This window comes from Myxococcus sp. CA023 (genome assembly GCF_010998615.1).
Classification (GTDB): Bacteria; Myxococcota; Myxococcia; order Myxococcales; family Myxococcaceae; genus Myxococcus.
Genome location: NZ_JAAEAH010000043.1, coordinates 1 through 25460 on the forward strand (window position 1 = coordinate 1; position 25460 = coordinate 25460).

Sequence of the window (25460 nt, forward strand, 5' to 3'; positions counted from 1 at the left end):
GTTGTGTATAAGAGACAGCCCACGGACAGGTGCCCCAGGGGAGAGCAAGCCACGGCGCAGCGCTTGCTATGGGGAGGGGCATACACCCGAAAGGGAAGGAACGCCGCGCCCATGAGCAGCACCGTTGCCCCAGTCCCGAGCCCGAGCCAGAGCTCTGACCTCCGCCTCGTGCCGGTGGAGATTGCCCCCGAGACGTTCTGGGTGGGCAAGCGCGAGCCCGGCAACATCTTCTACGCCAACCCCTACCTGCTGCGCTTCCGCGGCGCGGACAAGAAGACACAGCGGCCCACGGAGTTCAACCTCCTCATCGACCCGGGCTCGAGCAGCGACTTCTCCACCATCCACACCAAGGTGACGTCCCTCATTGGTGGCATGGAGCGGCTGTCGGCCATGTTCATCAACCACCAGGACCCGGACGTGGGCTCGTCGGCGAGCATCATCTCCGCGCGCTACGCGCCCCGGGCCGGGCTGCTGTGCTCGGAGGACACCTGGCGGCTCATCGTCCACCAGAACCTGCCGCGCCACCGCTTCATCCCCACGGAGAAGTTCGCGCAGGGCCTCAGCGTGCCCACGGGCCACCGGTTGCTGCCGGTTCCCTCGCCCTTCTGCCACTTCCGCGGCGCCGTCATGCTCTATGACCCGCAGACGCGCGTGCTCTTCACCGGAGACCTCTTCGGCGGGCTCACGGACTCCAACGCCAAGGGCATCTGGGCGGACGAATCCGACTGGGCGGGCATCCGCGCCTTCCATCAAATCTACATGCCGGTGAACTCCGCGCTGCAACGCACGGTGGCGGCCATCCGCAAGCTGGAGCCGGGCGTGGAGATGATTGCGCCGCAGCACGGCCGCATCATCCGCGGGCCGCTGGTGCAGCAGTTCCTGGACCGCATGGAGAAGCTCCAGGTGGGCCTGGACATCATGGACGAGGCGCAGGACCGCACGCACCTGCAGGCCTGGAACTCCGTGTTGGACCGGGTGGTGTCGCTGGCGCGCGGCTACCTGGGCGACTCCGTGGAGGCCAAGCTGGCCGCGAGCCGGGACCTGTCGGACACGGCGCAGTACGACGGCACGCGTCTGGTGGTGAGCCGGCTGGGCAAATGGACGGTGGAGCACGTGGTGGACCTGCTGTGCCACGGCGAGCCGCCGGAGATTGCCGGCCCCATCATCGTCGAGGCCACCAGCGCCGCTTCCGAGTACAACCTGCCCACGCCGCACCTGGACATCGAGGGCGTGGGGGCACCGTCCCACGTTTCGCTGCTCGACCCCTGACGCGACGAAGCAGACGAGGGAGGCCGAGGTGCACTCGACCGACGACGAAGAAGGCGTGGCGTACCTGGGGGGCGCCGCGCCGGAGCCACAGTTGCGGGTGACCCCGCCGCCGGCCATCGTGAAGCCGCCGCCCCGCGCCGGCCTCCCCCTTGTCCCGCCTCGGGCGGAAACCCCTCCCGACGCGACGTTCCATCCGGTGACGCCACCTCCGGCCCTGTCACTCGGGGAGACACTGCGCCCGGTGACACCCATGTCGCCGCACGGCACGCTGCTCCAGGGCATTGTGGTGCCCGCGGCCTCCAGCGTCATGCGAGGCCTGGTGCCCGGCCAGACGGTGGCCCAGCGGTACCGCGTGGAGCGCTGGCTGGGCGCCGGGGGCAGCTCTACCGTGTACGAGGCCATCGACCTCCACCAGGACCTGCGCGTGGCCCTCAAGGTCCTCGCGGTGCCCCACGCGGATGCCTCGATGGTGGCGCGCTTCCGCCAGGAGGTGGAGCACGCCCGGGCGCTGGAGCACGTCAACATCCTGCGTGTCTTCGATGTGGGCGTGGACGGCGAGCGGCACTTCCTCACCGTGGAGTTGCTGGACGGCGTGGATTTGCGTCAGCGGCTGCTGGAGCGGCGCGCCACGCTGGCGGAGGCGCTGCGCTGGCTCACCCACGCGACGGTGGCGCTGGAACACGCGCACGGCCGGGGCGTGCTCCACCGCGACGTGAAGCCCGCCAACCTCTTCATCACCCGCACCGGCGTGCTCAAGCTGATGGACTTCGGACTCGCCAAGAGCACGCACGTCATGGGAACGACGGCCCAGGGCGCGGTGCTCGGCACGCCGGAGTACATGGCTCCCGAGCAGGTGACGGGCAACCCCACGGTGTCACCCGCCACGGACCTGTACGCGCTCGGCGTGGTGGCCTACGAGCTGTTCACCGGACAGCTTCCGTTCCGCCACCCGGAGCCCGTGCCGCTGATGTTCCTGCACGTCCAGGAGCGCCCCGTGCCGCCGCGCACGTTACGGCCGGCGCTGCCGGAGCCCTTCGAGCGCGTCGTGCTGCGGCTGCTGGAGAAACGCCCCGACGACCGCTACCGGACCGCGGCCGAGCTCCGCACCGCGTTGGCGAAGCTGTGGCCCCACGCGCTGAATGGAGATGCGTCGGTGACGGCACGAGCACCGGCGCCGCCCCTCGCGCGCGACCGAGCGCCGGGCCCGGGCTGAGGCCGAGCGCCGCCAGCCCCACCAGCGCCGACAGGCACCACGGCTCCCACGGCGCGACACAAGTTCCGTGCGTGCTCCCGCCTTCTCCCCTGCAGAAGGCGGCGCTCAATCAAATCGACGGGCCATGGCACCGCGCTCCTCGTCAACCTCGCCGAGGGAGCGCACCTCGAAGCGACGTTCACCTTCAGAGTCGGGATGATATCGCATTGAGCCATCATTGACGGAGTGTTCAAGGCGGTGATACGGACAGTGAGGTGCTGCTTATCCGTCGCGAACAGATGGCTGCTTTCCAGACAGAGGTCGAAAGGCACTTCGCGGAGCGGGTGGAGGCACACATCGCCCACACGTACCCGAAGCACGCCAGAGCGCTCGGGGAGGCGCGCCTCCGGGCGCTCGTGAAGACAGGCCTGGAGGCGAGGACCCGCCTGGGGATCGTCGGCGACGGCACCGCCGTCACCTTCATCGAGCTGATGGTGGAGTTCGGCGAGCGCTTCGAGCGCGCACCCGAGCGCGCCTGGGCGGAGCAGATGCTGGCCGACGAAGCGTTGCCAGGCGACGTCAAGGTGCGCGCGATTCGCGCGCGCTTCGACGCCATGACGGGAGGGCGGCGGCTCTCGCCGCCGTGACAAAGACCCATGATGAAGTGTGCGATCTGCGGCTACGAGCAGGAGTGCCCCAAATCCGAGCAGCACCCCTCCGTCAAGACGAAGTGCGTGGTGGAGCGGGGCGAGCTCTGGGCCCAGGTCGTGGACGACGCGTGGACGTCCCTCAAGAACATTCCGGTCAGGGCCTCCGGCCGAATGGAGAAGACCGACAGGACCGGCTTCGCCACTTTCAGTGCGCTCGACAAGGCCACCTATACCGTCGGCCCGGTGCTCAACGAGGACCTCCTCAAGAAGTACGATCCGCCGACCCCCAAGACCCATGACTTCACCGTGTCCGGCCGCGACATCGGATACGTGGCCTTCGTGCTCTCCCGCAAGGCGAAGGTGACCGCCCAGGTCGTCAAGAAGGGAGACGCGAAGAAGCACTTCAACGACGCCGAGGTCACCCTCGAATTCAAGGAGGGCGCCAAGGACACGCTTCAAAAGAAGACCGCGGGCGACGGCAAGGCCGCGTTCGAGGAGCGCTCGGCCGGTCAATACGAGCTCACGGTCGTCCTCTCGGAGGAGGACAAGAAGCGCTATGCACCGCCCGAAGCGCCGCTCGCCTTCAGGCTCGCCCCTGGCGAGGACAAGGCCGTCGTCTGCGAGCTCATCCCGCTCGCGGCGCCCAGAATCAAGGTGGTCGACCAGGCGACCCAGAGGGAGATCGAGGGAATCACAGTCAAGCTCACGGCGAAGAAAGACAACAAAGAGCGCGATCTCGACAAGTCTCGACCGAGCGGCATCACCGAGGTCACCAAGGACCAACCTGGCCTCCTGCCGGGCGACTACGCCATCGCCGTCTCAGCCGCCGGCTACATGCCCGTGCTGAAGAGCACGGACACGCTCACCCTGGCCGAAGGCGACGACAAGACCTTCATCGTCGAGGTCGCGCTCCCCAAGGGAGCGGTCCGGATCCTCATCAACCGCTATGACGGTCAATCGCTCAAGGAGCGCGTCAAGCTCAAGGTCGCCAAGACGAGCGACCTCGGCAACCCGGTCAGCGCGCCCACCACGGCCGAGCGCGAAGTCGAGGTGGAGCGGGAGGGGAATCGCAAGGTCAAGGTCAAGGAGGATTGGAAGGAGGTCGGCGACCTCGATCCGGGCGACTATCAGATCGAAATCGTGGACCTCGACGACAAGGTCCTGAAGAACCAGGAGGCGACAGAGACGTGGCGGCTCGGCCCGAACAGCAAGGGCAAGGTCACGCTCAAGGTCGAGGCAGGGAAGACCGCCGAGGTGCGGTTCACCGTCTCGCGTTACAAGAAGGCCCGCTTCATCGGGTACAACGTCATGCCGGGGTATGCCGAGGGGCTCCGCTGTCGCAAGTGCTCCGTGCAGAACCCGAAGACATCGACGAACTGCGGTACGTGCGGCTACGCCCTGTACAAACAGTGCTTTCAGTGCAGAGCCTTCTTCCCCGCGGCGGCCACGGACTGCGCCACGTGCGCGGTGGTGTCGAACGTCACCGCTGGCCCGTTCCCCTGGTGCACCACATGCGGTGCCTGGGCGACCGGCGGGTGCGGTCCCTCCCTCCACGTCATCAACGACCTCTATCAACACACCTGCTGGAAGAGTGGGCACAACTACACCGATGCCATCAACGGCCCGAGCCCCTGTTACCACGGCTGCAAGCTGACCCTGCCCTTCGACCAACAGTACATGGGCCTGCCGAACAACCAGGAGGACCTCCTCGCGCGGTGCCTCCTGATGAAGGCGGCCATCAAGACGGCCCACGCCGCGGAGACGGATAACAAGCCCGAAGAGCTGAAGATCTTCATGGCGCCCGAGTTCTACTTCCGCGGAGCGGACGGCGCCTATCCGGTGGACGATCTTCACCTGATCATGGCCACGATGCGCGAGGAGACCCAGGACGCGAAATACAAGGATTGGCTCTTCGTGTACGGAACGGCGATCGGCCAGATTCCCCAGGCCCCCTCGGAGCACACCCAGCACGCGCTGAAGGTGGCTGAGGCGGCGACGAACTCGACCGTGATCAAGGTGACCCACGGCGGCAAGGACAAAGCAGGCGCCTGCGAGGAGATCCCCGCCGAGAACGCACAACTCCCACTCGTCGCCCAGTGGCGGGTGAAGCTCAGCGGCAAGACGTCGAGCGAGAAGGTCGTCCTGGCCGTCACCAAGGTCGACGCGGACGTCTATCAAATCACGCTCCCCGCCGCGGTGAGCGTCGACAAGGACGACCCTTTCGTGCTCCACGGGCCCCTCGCCGCCGAGATCCTCAATTACGCGCTCGTCCAGCGGGGCGGCCCGGACGCGGTGGCCGGGCTGCGCGAGAGCCTCGTGTACAAGGAGAAGATCTCGCACATCGATTTCCTCCGGAACAAAGACAACATGTGGGCCACGCCCGGGCAGCGGAACGTCTACCTCGGTGACAAGGACGTGATCGCCCTCCCCACCGAGGGCGCGGACGAGACCCTCGGTCGCAAGAAGAACCCCGTTTCGGGCGAGGTCACCTCGACCGGGCTCGGCGGGGGCTCGATCTTCACGATGGATGGAATCACCTTCGGTCTGGAGGTCTGCCTCGACCACCTCGACGGGCGCATGTCCAAGTATTTCAATGCGCCACCCGCCGGGGCGGCCAAGGTGCAAGTCCAGCTCATCCCCTCGTGGGGCGCCCATATCAAGCCCAAGTCTCTCTGCGGGATGAAGGGCACACTCGTCTTCAACGTGGATGGGCCGGCGGGGAGCGACGCGTGCACCATCGATGACGCCAACCCGAGCACGGACGACCAGCTCCCGAGCACCAAGGCGACTCGCCTCCTCACCCCTGTCTCCCACCTCGTGCCGCAGCCGAACAAGGAGACCATCACCTTCAAGGACAGCTCGCAGAGTCCGCCGCAAGACAAGACCGTGAACGACCTCGACCCCCAGTACGCGCTCCTCATCCCCAAGCACCAGCTCCAGGTCAACCGCGCAGGCCCGACGGGTGCCCCGGATTACGCATGGGTCGACCTCTACAAGGCGGCAGACCTGGCCGAGGCCGAGACGTATTAAGACGAGGCGCTGGGGGAGCCAGGCACGCGCCGCCGAGGGCGTGCCCCACCAAGCGAGACACGGAGACGCATCATGGCCCGGACGGACAGCTTCGTTGAGTACACAGTGGAGCTGCTGGAGAAGCTCGGGGCCGTGCAATCCCGGTCGATGTTCGGCGGCTGGGGGCTCTACCTCGGCGGGCGGATGTTCGGGCTCATCGGCGGCGGTCAGTTGTTCCTGAAGGTGGATGACGTCACCAGGCCGGACTTCCAGGCCGCCGGATGCCGGCCGTTCGTCTACGAAGGCATGAGCACCCCGGTGGAGCTGGGCTACTGGACTCCGCCCGCGGACGCGGCGGATGACGCCTACGCGCTCCTGCCCTGGGCCCGGAAGGCCGTGGACGCGGCGAACCGGGCCGCGCTGAAGAAGGCGAAGAAGACGCCGCGAAAGGCGCCCGCGAAGAACGCGAAGGCAAAGGCAAAGGCAAAGGCAAAGGACGCGGCACCGAAGCAGCGGACCGCCCAAAAAGCACCGAGGAAGCCCCAGGCCACCACGGCGGCCAAGAAGCCCGCCGCGAAGAAGCGCACCTCGCGCGTCAAGCCGTCTTGATGGCCGCGGCGTCCTCCAGCCCCAGCTCGACGACGGACGCCTCGCGCATCTTGAACTTCTGCACCTTCCCCGTCACCGTCATCGGGAACGCTTCCACGAACTTCCAGTAGCGGGGAATCTTGAAGGACGCGATGCGGCCCGTGCAGAACCGGGTCAGCTCCTCGGCGGTGAGCGTCGCCCCGGGCCTCATGCGCACCCAGGCCATGACCTCCTCGCCGTACCTCTTGCTCGGCACACCAATGACCTGCGTCTCGCTGACGCCCGGGTGCGTGTGGAGGAACTCCTCCACCTCGCGCGGGGAGATGTTCTCACCGCCCCGGATGATGGTGTCCTTGATGCGGCCCACCACCTTCACGTAGCCCTCGTCGTCCATCACCGCGAGGTCGCCCGTGTGCATCCACCCGGCGGCGTCCACGGCCGCTGCGGTGGCCTCGGGGTTGGCCCAGTACCCCAGCATGACGCTGTACCCACGCGTGCACAGCTCGCCCGGCGAGCCGCGAGGAACCACCTCGCCCGAGCCCGCGTCGATGACCTTGACCTCCAGGTGCGGATGCACGCGCCCCACGGTGGACACGCGCTTGTCCAGCGGCTCGTCCAGCGCGCTCTGCGTGGACACCGGCGACGTCTCCGTCATGCCGTAGCAGATGGTCACCTCGCGCATGTGCATGCGCGACTGCACCTGCTTCATCACCTCCACCGGGCACGGCGAGCCCGCCATGACACCGGTGCGCAGCGTCGACAAATCGAACTCACCGAAGCGCGGATGGTCCAGCTCCGCGATGAACATCGTGGGCACGCCGTACAGCGACGTGCAGCGCTCGGCCTGCACCGTCTGGAGCACCGTCAGCGGGTCGAACGCCTCGGCGGGAATCACCATGGTGGCGCCGTGGCTGGTACAGGCCAGGTTGCCAATCACCATGCCGAAGCAGTGATAGAATGGCACCGGGATGCACACCCGGTCCTCGGGGCCGTAGCGCAGGGCCTCCCCGATGAAGAAGCCGTTGTTCAAGACATTGTGGTGCGACAGCGTGGCGCCCTTCGGGAAGCCTGTCGTTCCCGACGTGTATTGGATGTTGATGGCGTCATCGAACTGGAGCGACGCCTCGCGGGCGGCCAACGCGTCCTCTGAAACATCCTCCGCGCCATCGAGCAGCCGCTGCCAGTCGTCCTCCAGGACGAGCGCCGCCGCCAGGCCTGCACAGCGCGGCTGGACCTCCTTCACCATGCCCCGGTAGTCCGTCTGCCGGAAGCCCCGTGCATGAAGCAGCACCTTGGTGCCGGACTGGTTGAGGGCGTACTCCAGTTCCGAGGTGCGGTAGGCCGGGTTGATGTTGACCAGGATGGCGCCGATACGGGCCGTGGCGTACTGGACGGCCACCCATTCGAAGCGGTTGGGTGACCAGAGCCCCACCCGGTCCCCCTTCTGAACGCCCAGGGCCATCAGCCCCCGGGCCACCTGCGAGGTGAGCGCCCAGAGCTGTTGATACGTGGCCCGAAACCCCTGGGACGCCACCACCAGGGCCTCCCGGTCGCCGTGGCGCTCGACGGTGCGGCGCAGGTTCTGGCCAATCGTCTCCCCCAGCAGCGGGGTGGTGCTGGTGCCATGGGCGTAGGATGGGACCGGGTTTTGGGACATGGCGTCATCGTCCCGCCCAGGCGGACACGCGGCAAGCGCCGCGAACCACCGCTGTCCAACGCGTGGCAGGGGGGCATGGGGGAAGGCGGCATGCACTGCCAGCGAGGGCCCCCGGGGGGCCAGTCCCCTCCTGGGAAACGACAGTCAGCCCTGAAATCAGCCATTACGCCGTGCAGCCAGCCCACGCACCGCGTTAGAAACCGGGACTCATGGACGACTCCAACGCCAGGCTGGTCGCGGCCCTGCTGGAAGCCCGGCAGCGTCACTGCTTCCCTGCGGACGTACGGCGCGCTGCCCCCGAATTCGTAGGCCAGGTGCTCGGCCTGCTCTTCCCCCACTTCGCCGAGCGCCTGGAGTGTACGGCCGCGGCCGTCCACCGCGACGTCACCACCGTGGAGGCCAGCCTCCACCGCATCCGGGACACGCTGGCGCCCCTGTACCCGGGCATTGAACGGGACTTGCCGGCGCGCTTCATGGAGCGGCTGCCCGGCCTCTATGACTGGCTGCGACAGGACGCGGACGCCATCTTCGAGGCGGACCCGGCCGCACGCACCGTGGACGAGGTCATCCTCACCTACCCGGGCTTCACCGCCATCGCCATCTACCGGGTGGCCAACGCGCTGCACGCCCTGGGCTTCCCGCTGCTGCCTCGCTTGCTCACGGAGTACGCGCACCAGCGAACCGGCGTGGACATCCACCCGGGTGCCACCATTGGCCGGCGCTTCGTCATCGACCATGGCACCGGCGTCGTCATCGGTGAGACGACGCTCATTGGTGACAACGTCAAAATCTATCAGGGCGTCACCCTGGGCGCGCTCGTCGTGGAGAAGGGGCTGACGGACAAGAAGCGTCACCCCACCATCGAGGACGACGTGGTGGTGTACGCCAACGCCACCATCCTGGGCGGAGAAACCGTGGTGGGCCGGGGCAGCATCATCGCCGGCAACGCCTGGCTCACGCAGAGCATCCCCTCTCAATCCGTGGTTACCCGCCGCAGCGAAGTGCGTCAGCGCGGCGAGAATGGCTCGCTGGACGCACTCGAATTCCACATCTGACCCACCGACGAGGCCCCCCACATGAAGGTGAACAACATCCTGGAGACCATCGGAAACACGCCGCACGTGCGCATCAACCGGCTGTTTCCGTCCCGCGTGACGGTCCATGTGAAGCTCGAGCGCGCCAACCCGGGCGGCAGCATCAAGGACCGCATCGCGTTGTCCATGATTGAGGACGCGGAGCAGCGCGGCCTGCTCAAGAAGGACAGCGTCATCATCGAGCCGACCAGCGGCAACACCGGCATCGGCCTGGCCATGGTGGCAGCGGTGAAGGGCTACAAGCTGGTGCTCGTCATGCCGGAGTCCATGAGCGTCGAGCGCCGCCGGCTGATGGCCGCCTACGGCGCCACCTTCGAGCTGACCCCGCGCGCGCAGGGCATGAAGGGCGCCATCGCTCGCGCCAATGAACTGCTGTCGCAGGTGCCCAACTCGTGGATGCCGCAGCAGTTCGAGAACGAGGCCAACATCGAGGTCCACCGCCGCACGACGGTGCAGGAAATCCTCAAGGACTTCCCGGACGGGCTGGACTACCTCATCACCGGCGTGGGCACCGGCGGGCACATCACCGCGTGCGCCGAGGAGCTGAAGAAGGTCTGGCCGAAGCTGAAGGTCTTCGCCGTGGAGCCCACCAAGTCGCCCGTCATCAGCGGCGGCCAGCCGGGCCCGCACCCCATCCAGGGCATTGGCGCCGGCTTCATCCCGAAGAACCTGCACAAGGACGCGCTGGACGGCGCGATTCAGGTGACCGAGGAGGACGCCTTCGAGTTCACCCGCCGCGCCGCGCGTGAGGAGGGCATCTTCGTAGGCATCTCCTCCGGCGCCGCGCTGTCCGCCGTGAATCAGAAGCTGGGCGAGATGACCGACGGCAGCCGCGTGCTCGTCTTCAACTACGACACGGGCGAGCGCTACCTCTCCATCGAGCCGCTCTTCCCGGCCCAGTAGTCCAAAGGGCCCTCAGCCGCGGTGCGTCCGCACCAGCTCCACCAACCGCTCCATCTCCTCGGGCAGGTTGTAGAAGTGGGGTGAGAGGCGGACGCGCCCGCGGCGCACCGAGAGGGCCACCTCCCGTCCGGCGAGCCACTCGCCGAGCGCGCGGGCCTCGCCCTCCGGAGGCAGGAACGTGAGGATGCCCGCCCGGTGCTCCGGCGCGGGCCCCACGTCGCAGCCCAGCCCACGCAGCCCTGCCTCCAGTTGGCCCAGCAGCTCGCGGATGCGCGCGGAGATGGCGTCCACCCCCACCTCGTGCAGCAGCTCCAGCGCGGCGCCCAGGGCGTAGATGCCGGTGTACGCGGCGCTGCCCTCCTCCAGCTTGCCCGCGTCCGGGCGCAGCTCGAAGTGGCTGCGGTTGAAGTTCCAGGCGTCGGTGGTGCTGCGCCAGCCCACCAGCACGGGCCGCAGCTTGGGCAGGACGTCCTTGGCCACGTAGAGGAAGCCGATGCCGGCGATGCCCAGCATCCACTTGTGGCTGTCCGCGCTGAGGAAGTGGATGCGGCTCTTCTTCACGTCCACGGGGATGCAGCCCACGCTCTGGATGCCGTCCACGCAGAACAGGACGCCCGCCCGCTCGCACAGGGCGCCCACCGCGTCCAGGTCCGTGCGGTAGCCGGTGGCGAACTGCACGGAGGAGACCGCCACCAGCCGGGTGCTCGGGGTGAGCGCGGCAGCCACGGCTTCCGGCGTAACGCCCCCTTCGGGCGTCTGGATTTCGCGCACGGTGACGCCGCGGTCCTTCAGGTGCAGCCAGGGATAGACGTTGGAGGGGTACTCCAGCGAGGATGCGACGACGACCTCGTCGCCGGGCTTCCAGTCCAGCCCCTCGGCCACCAGGCCCAGGCCGTGGCTGGTGTTGCGCACGAAGGCAATCTCGCCGGGCTCGGCGTTGATGAGGCGGGCGGCCAAGCCCCGCACGCGCTCGCAGTGGGCCTCCCAGCCGCGCTCGTGCTTGATGCCGTGGTGGACGATGTCCTCCATCCACCCGCGCACGGCCTCGGCGGCGCGCAGGCTGGTGGGGGCCACACCAGCGTGGTTGAGGTAGAGCTGCTCCCTCAGCACGGGGAAGAGGTCTCGGTAGGACTCGAGCGAGCGCGTCATGGTGCCCGGAGTGTAGCCACGTCGCCGCGCCGCGCCGTACTTCGTGAAGGCCGGGTGTCCGCCCTGGACAGACGGGGCGGTTTTTCCGTCCCTCTCGCGGATGCGATATGCGTCGGGTCTTGCTCGACGCGGAGGACCCATGCGCCGCACCATCCTGGACGCCATGAGGAACACGTTGTTCGTGGGCGCCGCCCTGCTGGCGGGCTGCGCGGGAACCGTTCATGCGCCCTACCCGCCCATCCGCGCGGACCTGTCCCCCGCCGCCCTGGAGCGAGGGGCCGCCATCTTCCACGCAAGCTGCGAGTCATGTCACCGCGGGGGCGACGCGGAGACGGCGTCGGGCGCGCCGCTGCGCGAACTGCCCTCGTACATGGGGCGCTTCTACGCGGCGAATCTCACGTCGCATGCCGAGGCGGGCATCGGCGCCATGACGGATGAAGCGCTGGCGCGAGCCATCCGCTACGCCGTGAGCCGCGACGGGCGGTTGATGGTGATGCCCAGCTACGGCATGGGCGACGCGGACCTGGCGGCGGTGCTGGGCTTCATGCGCTCCGGGCACCCGCTCTTCACGCCGGATTCAGTGCCCGCGCCCCCGTCGAAGTTCAGCTTCTTCGGCGGTATCGGCTTCCGCTTCATCACCGGGAATGAGCCGGTGGAACGGCCCGCCTCGGGCATCCCCGTGCCGCCCAAGGCGGCGACCCGGGAGTACGGCCACTACATGGCGCATGACGTCTATGACTGCGCCTCGTGTCACACGGATGGCTTCAGCCCTCGGAAGACAGAGGGCGATGACGTGTTCGCGGGTGGCATGGCGTTCGTCGACCCGGAGGGAAGGAACGTTCATTCCAGCAACATCACGTTCCACGAGACGGGGCTGGCGCATTGGACGTTGGAGGACTTCACCCGCGCGGTGCGTGACGGACTGGCACCGGATGGCTCCGTGCTGCGCTCGCCCATGCCTCGCTTCCGGGGCATGGACGAGGTGGAGGCGCGAGCGCTCTATGACTATCTGCGCTCGGTGCCGCTCAAGAAGAACGCGGTGAAGGGCGCGCGGCCGCGGCTCACCTCGGCGTCGGTGCGCCCGGACTGGGTCGCGGAGGAGCAGAGCGAGGGAGATGTTCCCGGTGCCAAGACCTCCGAGAAGGGAGCAGAGGAAGAAGCCTCGGCTCCGCCAGCGCCCCTCGCGCAAACGCCAGCCATCCCTCAGGCCACACCGGAAGAAGACGCCCATGCCGGCGTGACATCTTCAGCCCCGACGACCGATTCCGGCGCGGCCACGCGCACAGGGCCCGGCGCCCCCCACAAGAGTGCGGCATCGGAACCGCCCGCGAAACCCGATGCGGCCAACACCGGTGCTCCCGGTCCCTCGACGCTGGCCAGCAAGCCCGCCCCCACCCGTAAGCCGCGCCCCGCTGCGCCCAAGGTGGACGCCCCCGCCCTCTTCGTGAAGCTCGGCTGCGCGAGCTGCCACGCTCCTGGCGCGCGGTATCACGACCGGCTCGCCAAGGTCGCTTCGCGCAGCGAGGCCGAGCTGGTCCGGTGGGTGCGAAACCCCGAGCAGTTCCTCCCCGGCACGCCCATGCCCACCTACGCGGAGTTGATTGACGAGAAGACCGCGCGTGCACTGGTGCGCTGGGTGAAGGCGGGAGGCCCGGCCACGCTGACTTCCACCACGCGCTGAGCCGCGCCCCGAAGCACGCGGAAAAAACGTCCCGGAAATGACCGAGGAAAACCCCTGCTGGCGTATCCCGTTTGGAAGTTCTCAGCGGGCACCTCGTCGAGGCACTCGCTGGGCGCGTACCACCCCGGTGCCAACCGGCCCCAGCCCCGGGGTGGTGCGTGGGACTTCCCACCGCACCGTCGGCTGGCACGCCAGCGTCTCCGGCTACAGGGACGGCTGCACCCGCGCCGCCGCTCGCGTACGGTGCGCCGCATGACGGAGTGCCTCCTCAACGTCGACCTGGGCGAGCTTCCGGGTGAAGACGAACAGCTCTACGCGCTGGCCCATGTGGCGAACATCGCTTGCGGCGGGCATGCCGGGGACGATGCCTCCATGCGCCGGGCGCTGGAGCGGTGCGAGCGGCACGGCACGCGCGTGGGCGCGCACCCGTCCTACGAGGACCGAGAGGGCTTCGGCCGCCGCGCGCTCGACGTCACGCCGGAGCACCTCCGGGCGCAAGTGGCCACGCAGTGCGGCCGGCTCGCGAAGCTGGCGGCTGACCGTCATCTGCCCGTGACGTACGCCAAGCCCCACGGCGCCCTGTACCACGCCGCCAATGCAACACCGGCCCTGGCCCGCGCGGTGGTGGCGGGCATCGTGGAAGCGCTGGGGGCCGCCGTCACCTTCATTGGCCCCGGGACGGGCGCGCTGCACAACGCGGCCCTGGCGGCGGGACTGGCCTACGCCCGCGAAGGCTTCGCGGACCGAGGCACCCGGCCAGACGGCTCGCTGATTCCCCGAGGCCAGCCCGGCGCGGTGCTGACCGACCACGCCCAGGCGCGGGCCAACACCGTGCGCCTGGCCACCAGCGGCAGCGTGGACACCGTCTGCGTTCACGGCGACACGCCCGGCGCGGTGGAGCTGGCGCGCGAGGTCCGCGCCACCTTGGACGCGCTCGCGCTTCGCGCCGAGCCTCTGGGTGAAGGCGCCCTGCGACTGGTCCTTCCCGAGGGACTGGAGCGACGCGCCACGCGCGAGGCCCTCTGTGCCATGCCCGGCGTCCTCGACGCCGTCATCACCGAGGAGCACGCCTGCGTGTACTTCGCCCCGGATGCACCACCCGAGGAGCCTCGGCTCGCGCTGGCGCGGTTGCTTCGCGTCCCAGCCCCAGTGGCCGGCCGGCCCCTCACGACCATCTCCGTGCGCTACGACGGGCAGGACCTGGGCGCGGTTGCGGAACGCGCGGGCCTCACCGAGGACGAAGTGGCGCGGCGCCACACGGCTCGCGAGTACACGGTACGCTGCGTGGGATTCCTCCCCGGGTTTGCCTATCTGGGCGAAGTCGACCCGAGCATCGCGGTCCCCAGGCTGGCCACGCCCCGCACGAGAGTGCCTGCCCTCGCGGTGGGAATCGCGGGTGGGCGCACGGGGGTATATCCCTTCGCATCACCTGGCGGCTGGAACCTCATCGGCACCGCGCTGGACTTCACCGCCTTCACACCCGAGGAGGGCTCGGTGCTTCAACTCGGGGACCGGGTGCGCTTCGAGCGGGTGGACCGATGACGGGCTGGCTGGACATCACGGGCGTGGGTGCGCCCGTCACGGTGCAGGACGCGGGACGGCCGGGAAAGATGCACCACGGCGTGCCTCCGGGAGGACCGCTGGTCCCGGAGCTGCTCGCCCTGGCCAATCTCGCCGTGGGCAACGCGAGTGGAACGGCGGCGCTGGAAGCCTTCGGCCGGTTGGAGCTGCGCGCCCGAGGCCGAAGCGTTCGCGTGTCCATGGACGGACACGCCTTCACGCTGGCGGATGGAGAGCGCCTCACCGTCCCCGCGCCCGAGTCGACGAGCGTGCGCTATGTCGCGGTGGACGGCGGGCTCGCCGTGCCGGAAGTGCTGGGAGGACGCGGCACACTGCTGGTCGCGCGCCTGGGCGGACACGAAGGCCGCCTGCTGCGTTCGGGAGACAGCCTGCCCCTGGGTGACGCGAACAAGCGCGCCGAGGCGCGAGCGCCCGGTGCGTCACTGGATGCAGCGGCGCCTATCCGCGTGACGCTCGGACCTGACAACCGCCGCTTCGCACCAGCAACCGTGGCCACCCTGCTGTCAGGCGCCTTCACCGTGTCCGCGGCAACCGACCGCGTGGGGATGCGGCTCCAAGGGCCATCGCTCACCCATGGCGACGAAGGTACGGGCACGTCGCGCCCCATGGTTCGTGGGGCCATCCAGGTGACGCTTTCAGGAACGCCCATCGTGCTGGGCCCCGACCATCCGACGACCGGTGGCTATCCACTCATCGCGACAGTCATTCGCACCGACTGGGGCCGGCTGTGCGCCCGCCGTCCAGGAGCCGCTGTCCGGTTCCAGGAAGTGAGCCTCGAAGAGGCACGGGAGGCGTGGCGACAACACGCGGAGCACTTCGGTATCAGCGGAAGGCCGACCCCGCCCCCCTGAGTTCCAGCATCCAGGGGACGCAACTTTTTCCGGTTTCAACCGATACTGGAGAAGATGAGTCCCCCAAAAATCGGTTCCCGCGTCCCCGCCCGTCCCACCGAGCTCCGCGAGCCGCCCCGCCCCGCTCGCAACGAGGTCAAACCCCAGGCCAAGGCCCAGGTGACCCGGCCCGGCATGTCCGGGGTGTCCCAGTTCGAGTCCCCGCCCGCCCGGCAACAGCCCGTGGCGCTGAACGCCCCCGCGGCCCTGGCGCGCGGCCCGAGCGTCGCGCCGGGCAGCTATCCCACCGCCGCGGATGTGCGGAACATCGCCGCCATGCAGGACCCGGTGGCGCGCAACCATGCGATTACCCAGGGCTATTCGGACCTGTCCAACGCCATGGGGCAGTTGCTGGGCACGGAGAACGCCAACTGGTCCACCTTCGCGACCTGGGCCTCGAAGCAAGCCGGCGTGAGCATCCGTGGCGAGGACATGCCCAAGTTCTTCACGGACGCGCTCAAGGGCGCCGACGGCGTCATGGGGCCGATGTCCAAGGTGGACGACCTGCTGCGCAAGCTGGGCCTCCCCTCGCTGCCGCTGGGTGACATCGCCGCGGCGGGCAATCAGGCGCTCCAGAACGTCAGCAAGGCCATCGCCGACGGCAACAAGCTGGTGTTCGAGGAGGTGGGCCAGGAGTTCGCCCGCTTCGTGGAGACCTTCCAGGGCGACACCCAGTATGACGCCGCCAAGGTGGAAAAGTACCTGAGCGGCTTCCCCGCGGACAAGCCGCTGCTGAAGGAGGCCTTCGGCCACTACGCCCAGGCCATGTTTGAGAAGGACTCGAACAAGAAGGCCGAGCTGATGCTCCTGGCCAACGACAAGGTGGGCCTGCACGAGCAGACGCAGCTCCAGCCCTACGTCGAGAAGGGGCTCAACTCGCCGGTGAAGGACACCTTCCGCGACATCCTCAAGCAGACCGTCGAGGCGCAAATCAATGCGCTCCCCTTCCCCGCCAACCTCGCGGGCAAAGCGGCCTTGAAGACGGGCCTGGTGGACGCGGCGCTGAACCCCGTGGTGGATGGCGTGGCGCACGTGTTCCGCCGCGTCGCCACCGAGCACATGATGAAGCTGGCCGTGCCGGGCGGCGCGCTGAAGCTGGGCAATGATTTGCCGCCGCCGCCGGGCATGGAGTCGACGCTCTTCCCGTCGCACCTGCGCTCCATCGAAAACCCCGAGCTGCGCGCGCTGCTGGGCCAGCTCGACAAGAGCCAGGACAGCCTCAAGGGCTCCGGGGCGAAGGACTGGAGCAAGCTGGACCAGCGGATGAACTACATCGTCGACCTCTTCCGCTCGCGGCAGTCGGACCCGGCGCTGTTCGACCCGCCGTTCGGTCAGCGGGGCACCTACCCGGTGGCGCCCTCGGCACCGCGCGTCTCCTAGGCGCGCGGTTTCAAGGCTCACGCCTCGTCGACGACGAACTGCTCCAGCCGGGCGATGCCCAGCTTCTTCATCCGGCTCTGGAGCGTGGACGGCTTGAGCCCCAGCAGCGCCGCGGCCCCATTGGCACCGTAGACGCGGCCCCGCGTGAGCGTGAGCACTCGCATGATGTGCTCGCGCTGCACGGCCGCCAGCGTCAGCACGGGGGCCAGCTTCGGCCCTCCCGCCGCGGGCGCCGGCTCCTCCGGCAGGGCCGCCACCGCGGCCGCGCCGCGCGTGGGAACGTCGAAGGACTCCGGCCCCAGCTCCGTCCCTCGCGTGAGGATGGTGGCCCGCTCCAGCGCATTGGCCAGTTCGCGCAGGTTGCCCGGCCACTCGTAGGCCTCCAACCGCACCAGGCCCGCTGGCGTCACCCGCATGCCCCGCCGTCCCGTCCGGCGCGCCTGTTCCTCCAGGAGGAAGGCGCACAGCTGCGGCAGGTCCTCGCGGCGCTCGCGCAGCGGCGGCAGGCGCAGGGGGAACACGCTCAACCGGTAGTAGAGGTCCTCGCGGAAGCGCTTCTGGGCAATGGCTTGCTGAAGGTCCACGTGCGTGGCCGCCAGGATGCGCACGTCCGCGCGCACCGTCTTGTCGCTGCCCACCGGCTCGAATGTCTTCTCCTGCAGCGCCCGCAGCAGCTTCGCCTGGAGGTCGAAGGGCAGCTCGCCCACTTCATCCAGCAGCAGCGTGCCGCCATGCGCCATCTGGAAGCGTCCGGCCCGGTCCTTCGTGGCGCCGGTGAAGGCGCCCTTCACGTGGCCAAACAGCTCGCTCTCCAGCAAGCCCGCCGGAATGGCAGCGCAGTTGAGCGTGACGAAGGGCTGGTCCGCGCGGGCGCTCCAACGGTGGATGGCGCGGGCCAGCCGCTCCTTGCCCGTGCCCGTCTCACCGGTAATCAGCACCGGCGTGTCCGTCTCCGCCACCTGCCGCGCCCGCCGCGCCAGGTCTCGCATCACCGGGCTCTTCGACGTCTCGAGGATGCCCTCCGAGTCTCCGCCGAGCTGCGCCTCCAGCAGCTTCGCGTGCTCGTGGTCCTGACGGTGGAGACGCTCGAAGGTGGCGCGCTGCTCGGCAGCCTGGATGGCCGTGGCCAGCATCTGCCCGTACACCTCCACCAGGTCCACCACCGGCTGGGGGTACGTCTCACACTCGGCGCGGTCCAAGGAGAGCACGCCGTAGCAGCGCTCACCCGCGCACAGCGGCACCACCATGCACGAATGCCCCGGCGGCAAATCCAGCACGCCGTCGAAAGGGTCTCCATCCCCGTGGGCATGGTCCTCTTCCGTGAAGGCCTTCGCCCGCCGCGTCTCCAGGGCCTGCCGCAGCGAGGGGAACTCCGACAGCTGCAACGAGTGCTGCCGCACCTTCGCGTTGGCCAACGGCCCTCGCGCGGCCACCGACACCAGCCGGCCCTCTTTCAGGAGGAACACCGTCGCCAGGTCGAAGCGCACCACCCGCGTCAGCCAGTCGAGCCCACGGCGCAGCAAATCCCCGACGGAATCCTCCGCCGTTGCCAGCTCGAGGAGGTCCCGAGCGTCCTTCGCACCGTCGATGGCGCCTGAAAAGTCGTCCTGCATACCTACGAAATAATAGGGTTCCACCGAAATTGCAGTGAGGCAGGCACCGAGATTTCGTGACCTACCGTCCAGACAGCCGCTCCAAGCCGGAAGATCCGTCGCAACCCCCGGAACACAAAGAGATTCTTTTGAACATTCGGGGAGGGCCCGCGCGAACGCGGGCGATTGGCTGTCGAGGTGAGCCCATGGCCCGGCCCTGATGCGTCGCGACGAGGACTATCGCCCCTTGTAGGTGAACGGAGCACGCGTTCGCGGCCGTACATTCGAGCCATTGCCTGTCCGGAGTGGGTGCAACCACGCGGCACTTCTCGTATTTTCCGCCCGCTCGTGAGGACCACGAGCGGCCAGTCTCCCCCGGTTCGTCGATCCACCGAAATTGCAGTGGCGAAACGCACCGAGATTTCGTTAGACACCGGCCCAGTGGCACCGACCCAGTGGGGGTGAAATCCAAACCCCTGGAATCATTGATTCGAGGTTCTGGCACGGTGACTGCTAAGCGGTAGGACAGAACACGTTCACTGGGGTCGGCTCACCGCCGGGCCCCCCATCCCAAGGAGCCGTAATGCTGACCGTTGGCGACAAGATCCCGAACTTCAAGGTGAAGGCCACCGTGTCCCTGGAGAAGGGCAAGGAGTTCCAGGACATCACGAACGAGACCTTCAAGGGCAAGTGGCTGATCCTGTTCGCGTGGCCGAAGGACTTCACTTTCATCTGCCCGACGGAGATCGCGGAGTTCGGCAAGAAGAACAAGGACTTCGCTGACCGTGACGCGCAGGTCCTCGGCCTGAGCACCGACAGCGAGTTCGTGCACCACGCGTGGCGCACGCACCACCCGGACCTGAAGAACCTGCCCTTCCCGATGCTGGCGGACATCAAGCACGAGCTGTGCAACGCGCTGGGCATCCTCCACAAGGAAGAGGGCGTGGCCCTCCGCGCGACGTTCATCGCGGACCCCGAGGGCATCATCCGCCACGTGACGGTCAACGACCTGTCCGTGGGCCGCAACGTCTCCGAGACGGTTCGCACGCTGGACGCGCTCCAGACGGACGAGCTGTGCCCCTGCAACTGGACCAAGGGTGAGGAGACCCTGACCCAGAAGCTGTCGAAGGCGGGGTAATCCACCATGGCCTCGCTCGAAGTCGTCCGCTCTGAACTCGCGGACTCCCACAAGGACACCCGCCTCAACCTCCAGGGTGTCCTGGAAGGTGGCAGCCTCACCGCGGAGCAGCGTTGGGGTGTGGCCGTGGCATGCGCCTTCGCCGCTCGGAATGAGCGGCTGAAGGAGGCCATGCTCAACGAGGCGAAGAAGGCCCTCGCGAATCCCGAGCCTGTCATCGAGGACGCGCGTGCGGCGGCGTCGTTGATGGCGATGAACAATGTGTACTACCGCTTCCGGCACATGATCGGGAAGGAGTCCTACTCGACCAAGCGCGCCGGGCTGCGGATGAACCGGCTCGCGCAGGTGCTGACGAACAAGGTGGACTTCGAGCTGGTCTGCCTCGCCGTCAGCGCCATCAACGGCTGCGAGATGTGCATGCAGTCCCACGAGAAGGTCGTCCTCGAGGGCGGCCTCTCCGAGGACCAGGTGCACGACGCGGTTCGCATCGCGTCGGTCATCCACGCGGCGGCGGTGGGACTGGAGTCTTAAGCCCCTCTGTCGCGAGGCATCGCCGAAGTTTCAAGCGCCCTCCGGTGGAAACACCGGGGGGCGCTCCCTTTTTGGCCGCCGCGCATCCAACCTGCCGACACCGACAAACACACAGCCGAAAGGAAGACACCATGTACCGCAGCCCCAGCCCCCTTCCCGAGCAGGCCCGCGCCGCCATCGCTGAATCACTCAACGAGCGGCTCGCCGACGGGCTCGACCTGCACTCGCAAATCAAGGTCGCGCACTGGAACATCAAGGGTCCGCAGTTCGCCTCGCTCCACCCGCTGTTCGAGACGTTCGCGGTGAGCCTGGCCACGCACAACGACTCCATCGCCGAGCGCGCGGTGACGCTGGGTGGCAAGGCCTACGGCACCAGCCGCCACGTGGGCAAGACGAGCCGCCTGCCTGAGTATCCGCAGGAGACGACGCGCGACATGGAGCACGTGAAGCTGCTGGCCGAGCGCATCGAAATCTACCTGGACGGCCTGCGGAAGAGCCGCGCCCTCTTCGTCGAGAACGGGGACTCGGACTCCGAAGGCCTCACCACGGACATCATCACCGAGTTCGAGAAGCACGCGTGGTTCCTGCGCGCTTCGCTCGAAGGCTGAACCGCCTTACCCGGACGGGCCCGCCGGGGCTGTGCACCCCGCTGCACGCACATCCCGGGCCCTGCTCCGGCCGAGCCTCGTGTTCTCGCGAGGTTGCACCGGGCATGACGGTTGCTCTCCACGGGGGCATGCTCCGCCGCGAAGCCGCGGTGTCATGCACCCCCTGGAGAAGCGCCCATGCGACGCATCACCTGTCTTGCCCTCACCGTCCTCGTCACCGCCTGTGGCGGTGGAGCCCCCACGCAAGAAGAAGTGGACGCCGCCCGTCAGCGCGTGGAGCGCGTGGTGGCGGCCTCGCATCAGGTGCGCGGCGCGCTGGAAGCCCTGGGCGTGCTGCCGGTGTACACCTGCGGTGAGCCCCGTCGCGCCTTCCTCAGCACCGCCGCGCATGACGTGCGCAAGCGGTGGGCCTGCGCCGGCGCCGCGGTGGAGCCCCATGACAGCGTGACGGACCGCGTGGTGCTCACCTTCGATAAAGGCGGCTGTGACGTGCACGGCCTGCGCTTCGCCGGCCAGGCCGCGTTCCTCTACCGCGGCGGCGAGGACCTCATGGAAGTGGAGGCGGACCTGCGCGGACTGACTGTGGACGGACACTCGCTCCAGGCGGAGGTGGGCTACGGCACGTGCGGCGACGAGACGCGCCTGTGGGCGGATGTGCAGGGCGGCGTCCCTGGACGGCAGGGCCACACGTTCCGAGTCGATGGCCGCGTGGGCATGCGAGCCGGCATGCCCGTGATTGGTGGCACGTCGCTGGTGCTGGACGGTCCAGGCGAGCTGACGGGCCCTCATGGCACCGACCGCCTCACGCTGACGGGGCTGCACTACGAGGTGGGTGAATACCTGCCGAAGGAAGGCACCGCGGTGCTGGAGACCGCGGACGGGCGGCGCGTGGAAGCCCGCTTCCAGCCCGTCCTATGGCGCCTGGGCAAGGCCGAGGTGACGGTCGACGACCTGGAGCCGGTGACGGTGCCCATCGTCCGCTGAGCAGGCGCGCGGAGGCAGCGCGCACGGCGCGGACTTCCGCTAGGGTGTGACGCCGTGAGCGACGACGTCCCCCTTCCGGCATTCCGCGCCGTGCCCCGCACCGGCGTCATCTTCGTCACCGCCGAGGCCACCCGCCGCGGCTACCGCTCCAGCGACCCGGAGTGGTGCAACCTGGGCCAGGGCCAGCCGGAGACGGGAGACCTCCCCGGCGCGCCGCCCCGGCTGAATCAGGTCACCATCAACGTGGCGGACATGGAGTACGCCCCCGTCGCCGGGCTCTGGGAGGTGCGCGAGTCCATCGCCAGCCTCTACAACCGGCTCTACCGCCGGGGCATGCCCAGCCAGTACAGCGCGGAGAACGTGAGCCTGTCTGGCGGTGGCCGCGCGGCACTCACCCGCGCCGCGGCCAGCCTGGGCGCCGTCAACCTGGGCCACTTCCTGCCGGACTACACGGCCTACGAGGAGTTGCTGGACGTCTTCAAGGCGTTCACCGCCATCCCCATCCTCCTGGAGGGTGAGCGCGGCTATGCCTTCACCGCCGAGGACTTGCGGCGCGAGGTGCAGGGCCGGGGCCTGTCCGCCCTGCTCTTCTCCAACCCCTGCAACCCCACCGGCAAGCTGGTGCACGGCGAGGAGATGGCGCGCTGGGTGAGCGTGGCCCGCGAGCATGAGTGCGCGCTGCTGGTCGACGAGTTCTATTCGCACTACATCTGGACGGGCCGCCCCGGACACCTGCCGGTGGAGAGCGCCGCCCGCTACGTGGAGGACGTGAACAAGGACCCGGTGGTCTTGTTCGACGGCTTCACCAAGAACTGGCGCTACCCGGGTTGGCGCATGACGTGGACGGTGGGGCCGCGCCAGGTCATCGATGCTGTCTCCAGCGCGGGTAGCTTCCTGGATGGCGGTGGGAGCCGGCCGCTCCAGCGCGCGGCGATTCAACTCCTCCAGGAGGAACCCGTGGTGGCGGAGACGATGGCCATCCACAACACCTTCCGGGAGAAGCGGGACCGCTTCCACTCCCGGCTGGAGCGCATCGGCATCCGCACGGACCGCGCACCGGACGGCACCTTCTACGTCTGGGGCAACGTGTCCGGGCTGCCGCCGCCACTCAACGACGGCATGGGCTTCTTCCGCGCCGCACTGGACCAGAAAATCATCGCCGTTCCAGGCGAGTTCTTCGACGTGAATCCCGGCAAGCGCCGCGCGCGCCCCTCGCGCTTCCGCGGCTACGTACGCCTGTCCTTCGGCCCGTCCATGGAGACGCTGGAGAAGGCCCTGTCGCGGCTGGAGGCCATGGTGCTCCACTACTCGCGCACGCCGGGTCAGCCGCCACCGGCACCCTGACGTGAAATGGCCCGGCCCCTCCATGCGAGGTTGCCGGACCCGGACGCCTCCAGCCCTGCTCAGCGGGGCGCGCCGCCCGTGCCGCGCTCCGGGACGACCCAGAGGTAGAGCGTCCGTCCCTCGCTCTGCACCGTCTTGGTCGGCGCCCAGTCCCCCATGTCGAAGCTGTGCGACACGATGCGCGTGCCTGGCTTCAGCTCCGAAAGCAGCTTGGACTTGAGCCGCTCGTTGACGGAGGGCAGCAGGTAGAGCGTCACCACCGACGCGTCACGGATGTCCGCGTCGAAGAGGTCACCCTGGCGGAACTCCACCTTGTTCTTCACGCCCGCCTGGCTCGCGTTCTGGTTGGCCTCGGCGATGCGCTCCGGGTTGATGTCCACGCCCACGGCGTGCTTCGCCCCGTGCTTCTGGACAGCGGAGATGACGATGCGACCGTCTCCGCTGCCCAAATCATAGACAGTGTCCCCGGGCTTCACGCCAGCCAATGCCAGCATCCCGTCCACGGCACCTTCCGGTGTGGGGACGAAGGGAACCTCGGGCGACTGAATCGAACTGCCCGAGGGTCCGCGGACCTGCACCGTCACCGTCTGCTGCGCCGTCGAAACGCTTGCGGCGTTCGAGGCCATCGCCGCCGTGAACGCGAAAACCACCATCATTCGCTTCATGTCGCCTCCTTCGTTCGTTGCAATCTGGGAGAGGAAGTGACCTTGGGGGAGGTCCCCTGCGAGCCCCTGCGGGTGCGCACCACCTCCACGGCGAGCAGCACGCCGCCCGTGCCCAGCACTGCCAGCCCCGCGAGCGCGCCCAGGCCGGTGAAGGCCAGGCTGGAATAGAGGACGTAGGCGCAGATGCCGATGAAGAGCAGCGGCGTGAGCGGATACAGCGGCACGCGGAACGGCCGCGGCGCATCCGGCTCACGCACGCGCAGCACCATCAGCGACACGCCCGTCAGCAGGAAGAAGAGCCAGAAGACGGGCGCGGTGTACTCCACCATCGTCTCGAAGCCCTGACGCGTCAGCGTCCCCAGCCCCACCAGCGCCAGGGAGATGGCCCCCTGCACCAGCAGCGCGCGGGACGGGCCATTGGACTTCGCGTGCCATTGCCCCAGCCCGTTGAACAGCACGCTGTCCCGCCCGAAGGCATAGTGGGTCCGAGCCCCCGTCAGCACCGTGGCGTTGGCGGACGTCAGCGCGGAGATGGCGATGATGACGCTCAGCACCAGCGCGCCCCCGCTGCCCACCGCGCGCTGCATCAGGTCCGCGGCCACCGCCTCCGAACGCGCCATGCCTTCGAGCCCCAGGCCGCGCAGGTAGGCCACGTTGACCAGCAGGTACAGCGCCGTCACCAGCCCGATGCTCGCCAACAGCGACCAGGCGATGGTGCGCCGCGAACCCCGCACCTCCGAGGACAGGTACGCCACCTCGTTCCAGCCGCCGTACGTCAGCAGCACGAACACCATGGCCAGGCCCCAGGCGGTCCCTGACGACGCGGCCGGTGCCGGCGCCGCCTCCGCGGGCACCAGAGCGGGCGTGAACAGCAGCCCCACGATGACGACAGCCCCCACGCCCAGAACCTCCAGGGCCGTGAGCAGGTTCTGCGTACGGGTCCCCTGCCGAAGTCCGGCGATGTTCACCGCCGTTAGCCCCACCACCAGCATGGCCGCATAGACGGGCGACGAATACGGGCCCAGGGGGAAGAGCTGCGTGGCGTAGTCCCCGAAGACGAAGGCCAGCAGTGCGATGGAGCCGGTGGGGATGACGGTCAGCCGCGCCCACGCGAAGAGGAAGGCGGGCCCCTTGCCCAGCGCGCGGTACAGGTAGTGGTAGTCCCCGCCCGGGTGTGGCCAGGCGCTGGCCAGCTCCGCGTAACACAGCGCGCCCACCAGCGACGCGACACCGCCCAGCAGCCACGTGAGCAGCATGGCCTCACCGCTGGCGGACTGCGCGGCCACCAGCGAGGGCGCCTTGAAGATGCCTGCCCCCAGGACGATGCCCACTGTCAGGGCCATCACATCCAGCACACGCAACGACGGCGACGGCGCGGACTCACCACGCTTCAAGACTTCGACTCCTGGTTGCTGCTCCTGCATGGTGACGTGCTCCACGCGCCTCGGCAGCCTCCGCCGTCCGGCGCAAGATGAGGCCGGGACCCGGCCATGGGGAGGATGAGCCTAGGGACCGTCCCCTCCCCGTCCATGAGACGGAGGGCCCCTCTGCATTT

Annotated in this window: 21 protein-coding genes; 16 read left to right on the forward strand and 5 right to left on the reverse strand. The window is 68.6% G+C overall.

The window, feature by feature from the left end; all coding sequences use genetic code 11:
* Nucleotides 1-111: 111 nt before the first annotated feature.
* The 5 genes from F8M74_RS19635 (at nt 112) to F8M74_RS19655 (ending at nt 6729) form a co-directional block, all read left to right on the forward strand.
* Complete coding sequence (locus F8M74_RS19635; RefSeq protein WP_141258348.1) at nt 112-1269, forward strand: hypothetical protein; 1158 nt, start codon at nt 112-114, stop codon at nt 1267-1269.
* Between the two features lie 28 nt (nt 1270-1297).
* Nucleotides 1298-2482, forward strand: coding sequence for a serine/threonine-protein kinase (locus F8M74_RS19640; protein WP_141258346.1), 1185 nt, complete (start codon nt 1298-1300; stop codon nt 2480-2482).
* 254 nt (nt 2483-2736) lie between these two features.
* Nucleotides 2737-3108: a hypothetical protein gene (locus F8M74_RS19645; RefSeq protein ID WP_141341900.1), complete on the forward strand. Its 372-nt coding sequence runs from the start codon at nt 2737-2739 to the stop codon at nt 3106-3108.
* Between the two features lie 9 nt (nt 3109-3117).
* Nucleotides 3118-6141: a collagen binding domain-containing protein gene (locus F8M74_RS19650; protein ID WP_141258343.1), complete on the forward strand. Its 3024-nt coding sequence runs from the start codon at nt 3118-3120 to the stop codon at nt 6139-6141.
* Nucleotides 6142-6213: 72 nt separating this feature from the next.
* Nucleotides 6214-6729, forward strand: a complete 516-nt coding sequence (locus F8M74_RS19655) for a TfoX/Sxy family protein (RefSeq protein ID WP_141258341.1) — start codon at nt 6214-6216, stop codon at nt 6727-6729.
* Here F8M74_RS19655 and F8M74_RS19660 read toward each other — a convergent pair.
* A complete protein-coding gene (locus F8M74_RS19660; protein ID WP_141258339.1) occupies nt 6716-8365 on the reverse strand; it encodes an AMP-binding protein in 1650 nt (549 codons plus the stop codon). The genes F8M74_RS19655 and F8M74_RS19660 overlap by 14 nt on opposite strands.
* A gap of 209 nt (nt 8366-8574) precedes the next feature.
* Between F8M74_RS19660 and epsC the strand changes: the two genes are divergently transcribed.
* Both epsC and cysK read left to right on the forward strand, forming a co-directional pair.
* Complete coding sequence (epsC, locus tag F8M74_RS19665) at nt 8575-9420, forward strand: serine O-acetyltransferase EpsC (protein ID WP_011551683.1); 846 nt, start codon at nt 8575-8577, stop codon at nt 9418-9420.
* Nucleotides 9421-9441: 21 nt separating this feature from the next.
* On the forward strand, nt 9442-10362 hold the full coding sequence (gene cysK, locus F8M74_RS19670; protein WP_141258337.1) for a cysteine synthase A: 921 nt from the start codon (nt 9442-9444) through the stop codon (nt 10360-10362).
* 12 nt (nt 10363-10374) lie between these two features.
* Here the strand turns inward: cysK and F8M74_RS19675 are convergent, their stop codons facing one another.
* Complete coding sequence (locus tag F8M74_RS19675) at nt 10375-11511, reverse strand: aminotransferase class V-fold PLP-dependent enzyme (RefSeq protein ID WP_141258335.1); 1137 nt, start codon at nt 11509-11511, stop codon at nt 10375-10377.
* Between the two features lie 139 nt (nt 11512-11650).
* Here F8M74_RS19675 and F8M74_RS19680 point away from each other — a divergent pair, with 139 nt between their 5' ends.
* The 4 genes from F8M74_RS19680 to F8M74_RS19695 all read left to right on the forward strand — a co-directional run bounded on the left by F8M74_RS19680 (nt 11651) and on the right by F8M74_RS19695 (nt 17043).
* Nucleotides 11651-13192 carry a cytochrome c gene (locus F8M74_RS19680; RefSeq protein ID WP_141258333.1) on the forward strand — a complete coding sequence of 514 codons (1542 nt, stop codon included), beginning with the start codon at nt 11651-11653 and terminating at the stop codon, nt 13190-13192.
* A gap of 252 nt (nt 13193-13444) precedes the next feature.
* On the forward strand, nt 13445-14734 hold the full coding sequence (locus F8M74_RS19685) for a LamB/YcsF family protein (protein WP_171410583.1): 1290 nt from the start codon (nt 13445-13447) through the stop codon (nt 14732-14734).
* Nucleotides 14731-15624, forward strand: a complete 894-nt coding sequence (locus F8M74_RS19690; protein WP_141258329.1) for a biotin-dependent carboxyltransferase family protein — start codon at nt 14731-14733, stop codon at nt 15622-15624. The genes F8M74_RS19685 and F8M74_RS19690 overlap by 4 nt, the downstream gene beginning before the upstream one ends.
* Before the next feature lie 54 nt (nt 15625-15678).
* Entirely contained in the window at nt 15679-17043 is a 1365-nt protein-coding gene (locus tag F8M74_RS19695; RefSeq protein WP_141607837.1) for a hypothetical protein, read from the forward strand.
* A gap of 17 nt (nt 17044-17060) precedes the next feature.
* On the opposite strand, the gene F8M74_RS19700 is transcribed toward F8M74_RS19695, so the two are convergent.
* Entirely contained in the window at nt 17061-18656 is a 1596-nt protein-coding gene (locus F8M74_RS19700) for a sigma 54-interacting transcriptional regulator (protein WP_141258554.1), read from the reverse strand.
* 562 nt (nt 18657-19218) lie between these two features.
* On the opposite strand from F8M74_RS19700, the gene F8M74_RS19705 reads away from it, so the two are divergent.
* The 5 genes from F8M74_RS19705 (at nt 19219) to F8M74_RS19725 (ending at nt 23240) form a co-directional block, all read left to right on the forward strand.
* Entirely contained in the window at nt 19219-19773 is a 555-nt protein-coding gene (locus F8M74_RS19705; RefSeq protein ID WP_141258553.1) for a peroxiredoxin, read from the forward strand.
* 6 nt (nt 19774-19779) lie between these two features.
* Entirely contained in the window at nt 19780-20304 is a 525-nt protein-coding gene (locus tag F8M74_RS19710) for a carboxymuconolactone decarboxylase family protein (RefSeq protein ID WP_141258552.1), read from the forward strand.
* A 131-nt stretch (nt 20305-20435) separates the two neighbouring features.
* The gene (dps, locus tag F8M74_RS19715) at nt 20436-20912 is read left to right on the forward strand and encodes a DNA starvation/stationary phase protection protein Dps (RefSeq protein WP_239005001.1); all 477 of its coding nucleotides are present in this window, start codon (nt 20436-20438) and stop codon (nt 20910-20912) included.
* Nucleotides 20913-21089: 177 nt separating this feature from the next.
* Complete coding sequence (locus tag F8M74_RS19720) at nt 21090-21896, forward strand: hypothetical protein (protein ID WP_228560795.1); 807 nt, start codon at nt 21090-21092, stop codon at nt 21894-21896.
* A 54-nt stretch (nt 21897-21950) separates the two neighbouring features.
* On the forward strand, nt 21951-23240 hold the full coding sequence (locus tag F8M74_RS19725; protein WP_141258550.1) for a pyridoxal phosphate-dependent aminotransferase: 1290 nt from the start codon (nt 21951-21953) through the stop codon (nt 23238-23240).
* Nucleotides 23241-23299: 59 nt separating this feature from the next.
* On the opposite strand, the gene F8M74_RS19730 is transcribed toward F8M74_RS19725, so the two are convergent.
* Nucleotides 23300-23905 (reverse strand): cyclopropane-fatty-acyl-phospholipid synthase family protein, encoded by a 606-nt coding sequence (locus F8M74_RS19730; protein WP_141258549.1) that lies wholly within the window; start codon nt 23903-23905, stop codon nt 23300-23302.
* A complete protein-coding gene (locus F8M74_RS19735) occupies nt 23902-25299 on the reverse strand; it encodes an APC family permease (protein WP_228560797.1) in 1398 nt (465 codons plus the stop codon). The genes F8M74_RS19730 and F8M74_RS19735 overlap by 4 nt, the downstream gene beginning before the upstream one ends.
* Between the last annotated feature and the right edge of the window lie 161 nt (nt 25300-25460).

What these genes read in the sequence shown, in the direction of transcription:
- F8M74_RS19635 (WP_141258348.1), top strand. Translation starts at nt 112, where the DNA reads ATGAGCAGCACCGTTGCCCCAGTCCCGAGCCCGAGCCAGAGCTCTGAC.
- dps (WP_239005001.1), top strand. Translation starts at nt 20,436, where the DNA reads ATGTACCGCAGCCCCAGCCCCCTTCCCGAGCAGGCCCGCGCCGCCATC.
- epsC (WP_011551683.1), top strand. Translation starts at nt 8,575, where the DNA reads ATGGACGACTCCAACGCCAGGCTGGTCGCGGCCCTGCTGGAAGCCCGG.
- F8M74_RS19680 (WP_141258333.1), top strand. Translation starts at nt 11,651, where the DNA reads ATGCGCCGCACCATCCTGGACGCCATGAGGAACACGTTGTTCGTGGGC.
- F8M74_RS19675 (WP_141258335.1), bottom strand. Translation starts at nt 11,511, where the DNA reads ATGACGCGCTCGCTCGAGTCCTACCGAGACCTCTTCCCCGTGCTGAGG.
- F8M74_RS19690 (WP_141258329.1), top strand. Translation starts at nt 14,731, where the DNA reads ATGACGGGCTGGCTGGACATCACGGGCGTGGGTGCGCCCGTCACGGTG.
- F8M74_RS19705 (WP_141258553.1), top strand. Translation starts at nt 19,219, where the DNA reads ATGCTGACCGTTGGCGACAAGATCCCGAACTTCAAGGTGAAGGCCACC.
- cysK (WP_141258337.1), top strand. Translation starts at nt 9,442, where the DNA reads ATGAAGGTGAACAACATCCTGGAGACCATCGGAAACACGCCGCACGTG.
- F8M74_RS19685 (WP_171410583.1), top strand. Translation starts at nt 13,445, where the DNA reads ATGACGGAGTGCCTCCTCAACGTCGACCTGGGCGAGCTTCCGGGTGAA.
- F8M74_RS19720 (WP_228560795.1), top strand. Translation starts at nt 21,090, where the DNA reads ATGCGACGCATCACCTGTCTTGCCCTCACCGTCCTCGTCACCGCCTGT.
- F8M74_RS19700 (WP_141258554.1), bottom strand. Translation starts at nt 18,656, where the DNA reads ATGCAGGACGACTTTTCAGGCGCCATCGACGGTGCGAAGGACGCTCGG.
- F8M74_RS19660 (WP_141258339.1), bottom strand. Translation starts at nt 8,365, where the DNA reads ATGTCCCAAAACCCGGTCCCATCCTACGCCCATGGCACCAGCACCACC.
- F8M74_RS19730 (WP_141258549.1), bottom strand. Translation starts at nt 23,905, where the DNA reads ATGAAGCGAATGATGGTGGTTTTCGCGTTCACGGCGGCGATGGCCTCG.
- F8M74_RS19710 (WP_141258552.1), top strand. Translation starts at nt 19,780, where the DNA reads ATGGCCTCGCTCGAAGTCGTCCGCTCTGAACTCGCGGACTCCCACAAG.
- F8M74_RS19695 (WP_141607837.1), top strand. Translation starts at nt 15,679, where the DNA reads ATGAGTCCCCCAAAAATCGGTTCCCGCGTCCCCGCCCGTCCCACCGAG.
- F8M74_RS19650 (WP_141258343.1), top strand. Translation starts at nt 3,118, where the DNA reads ATGATGAAGTGTGCGATCTGCGGCTACGAGCAGGAGTGCCCCAAATCC.
- F8M74_RS19655 (WP_141258341.1), top strand. Translation starts at nt 6,214, where the DNA reads ATGGCCCGGACGGACAGCTTCGTTGAGTACACAGTGGAGCTGCTGGAG.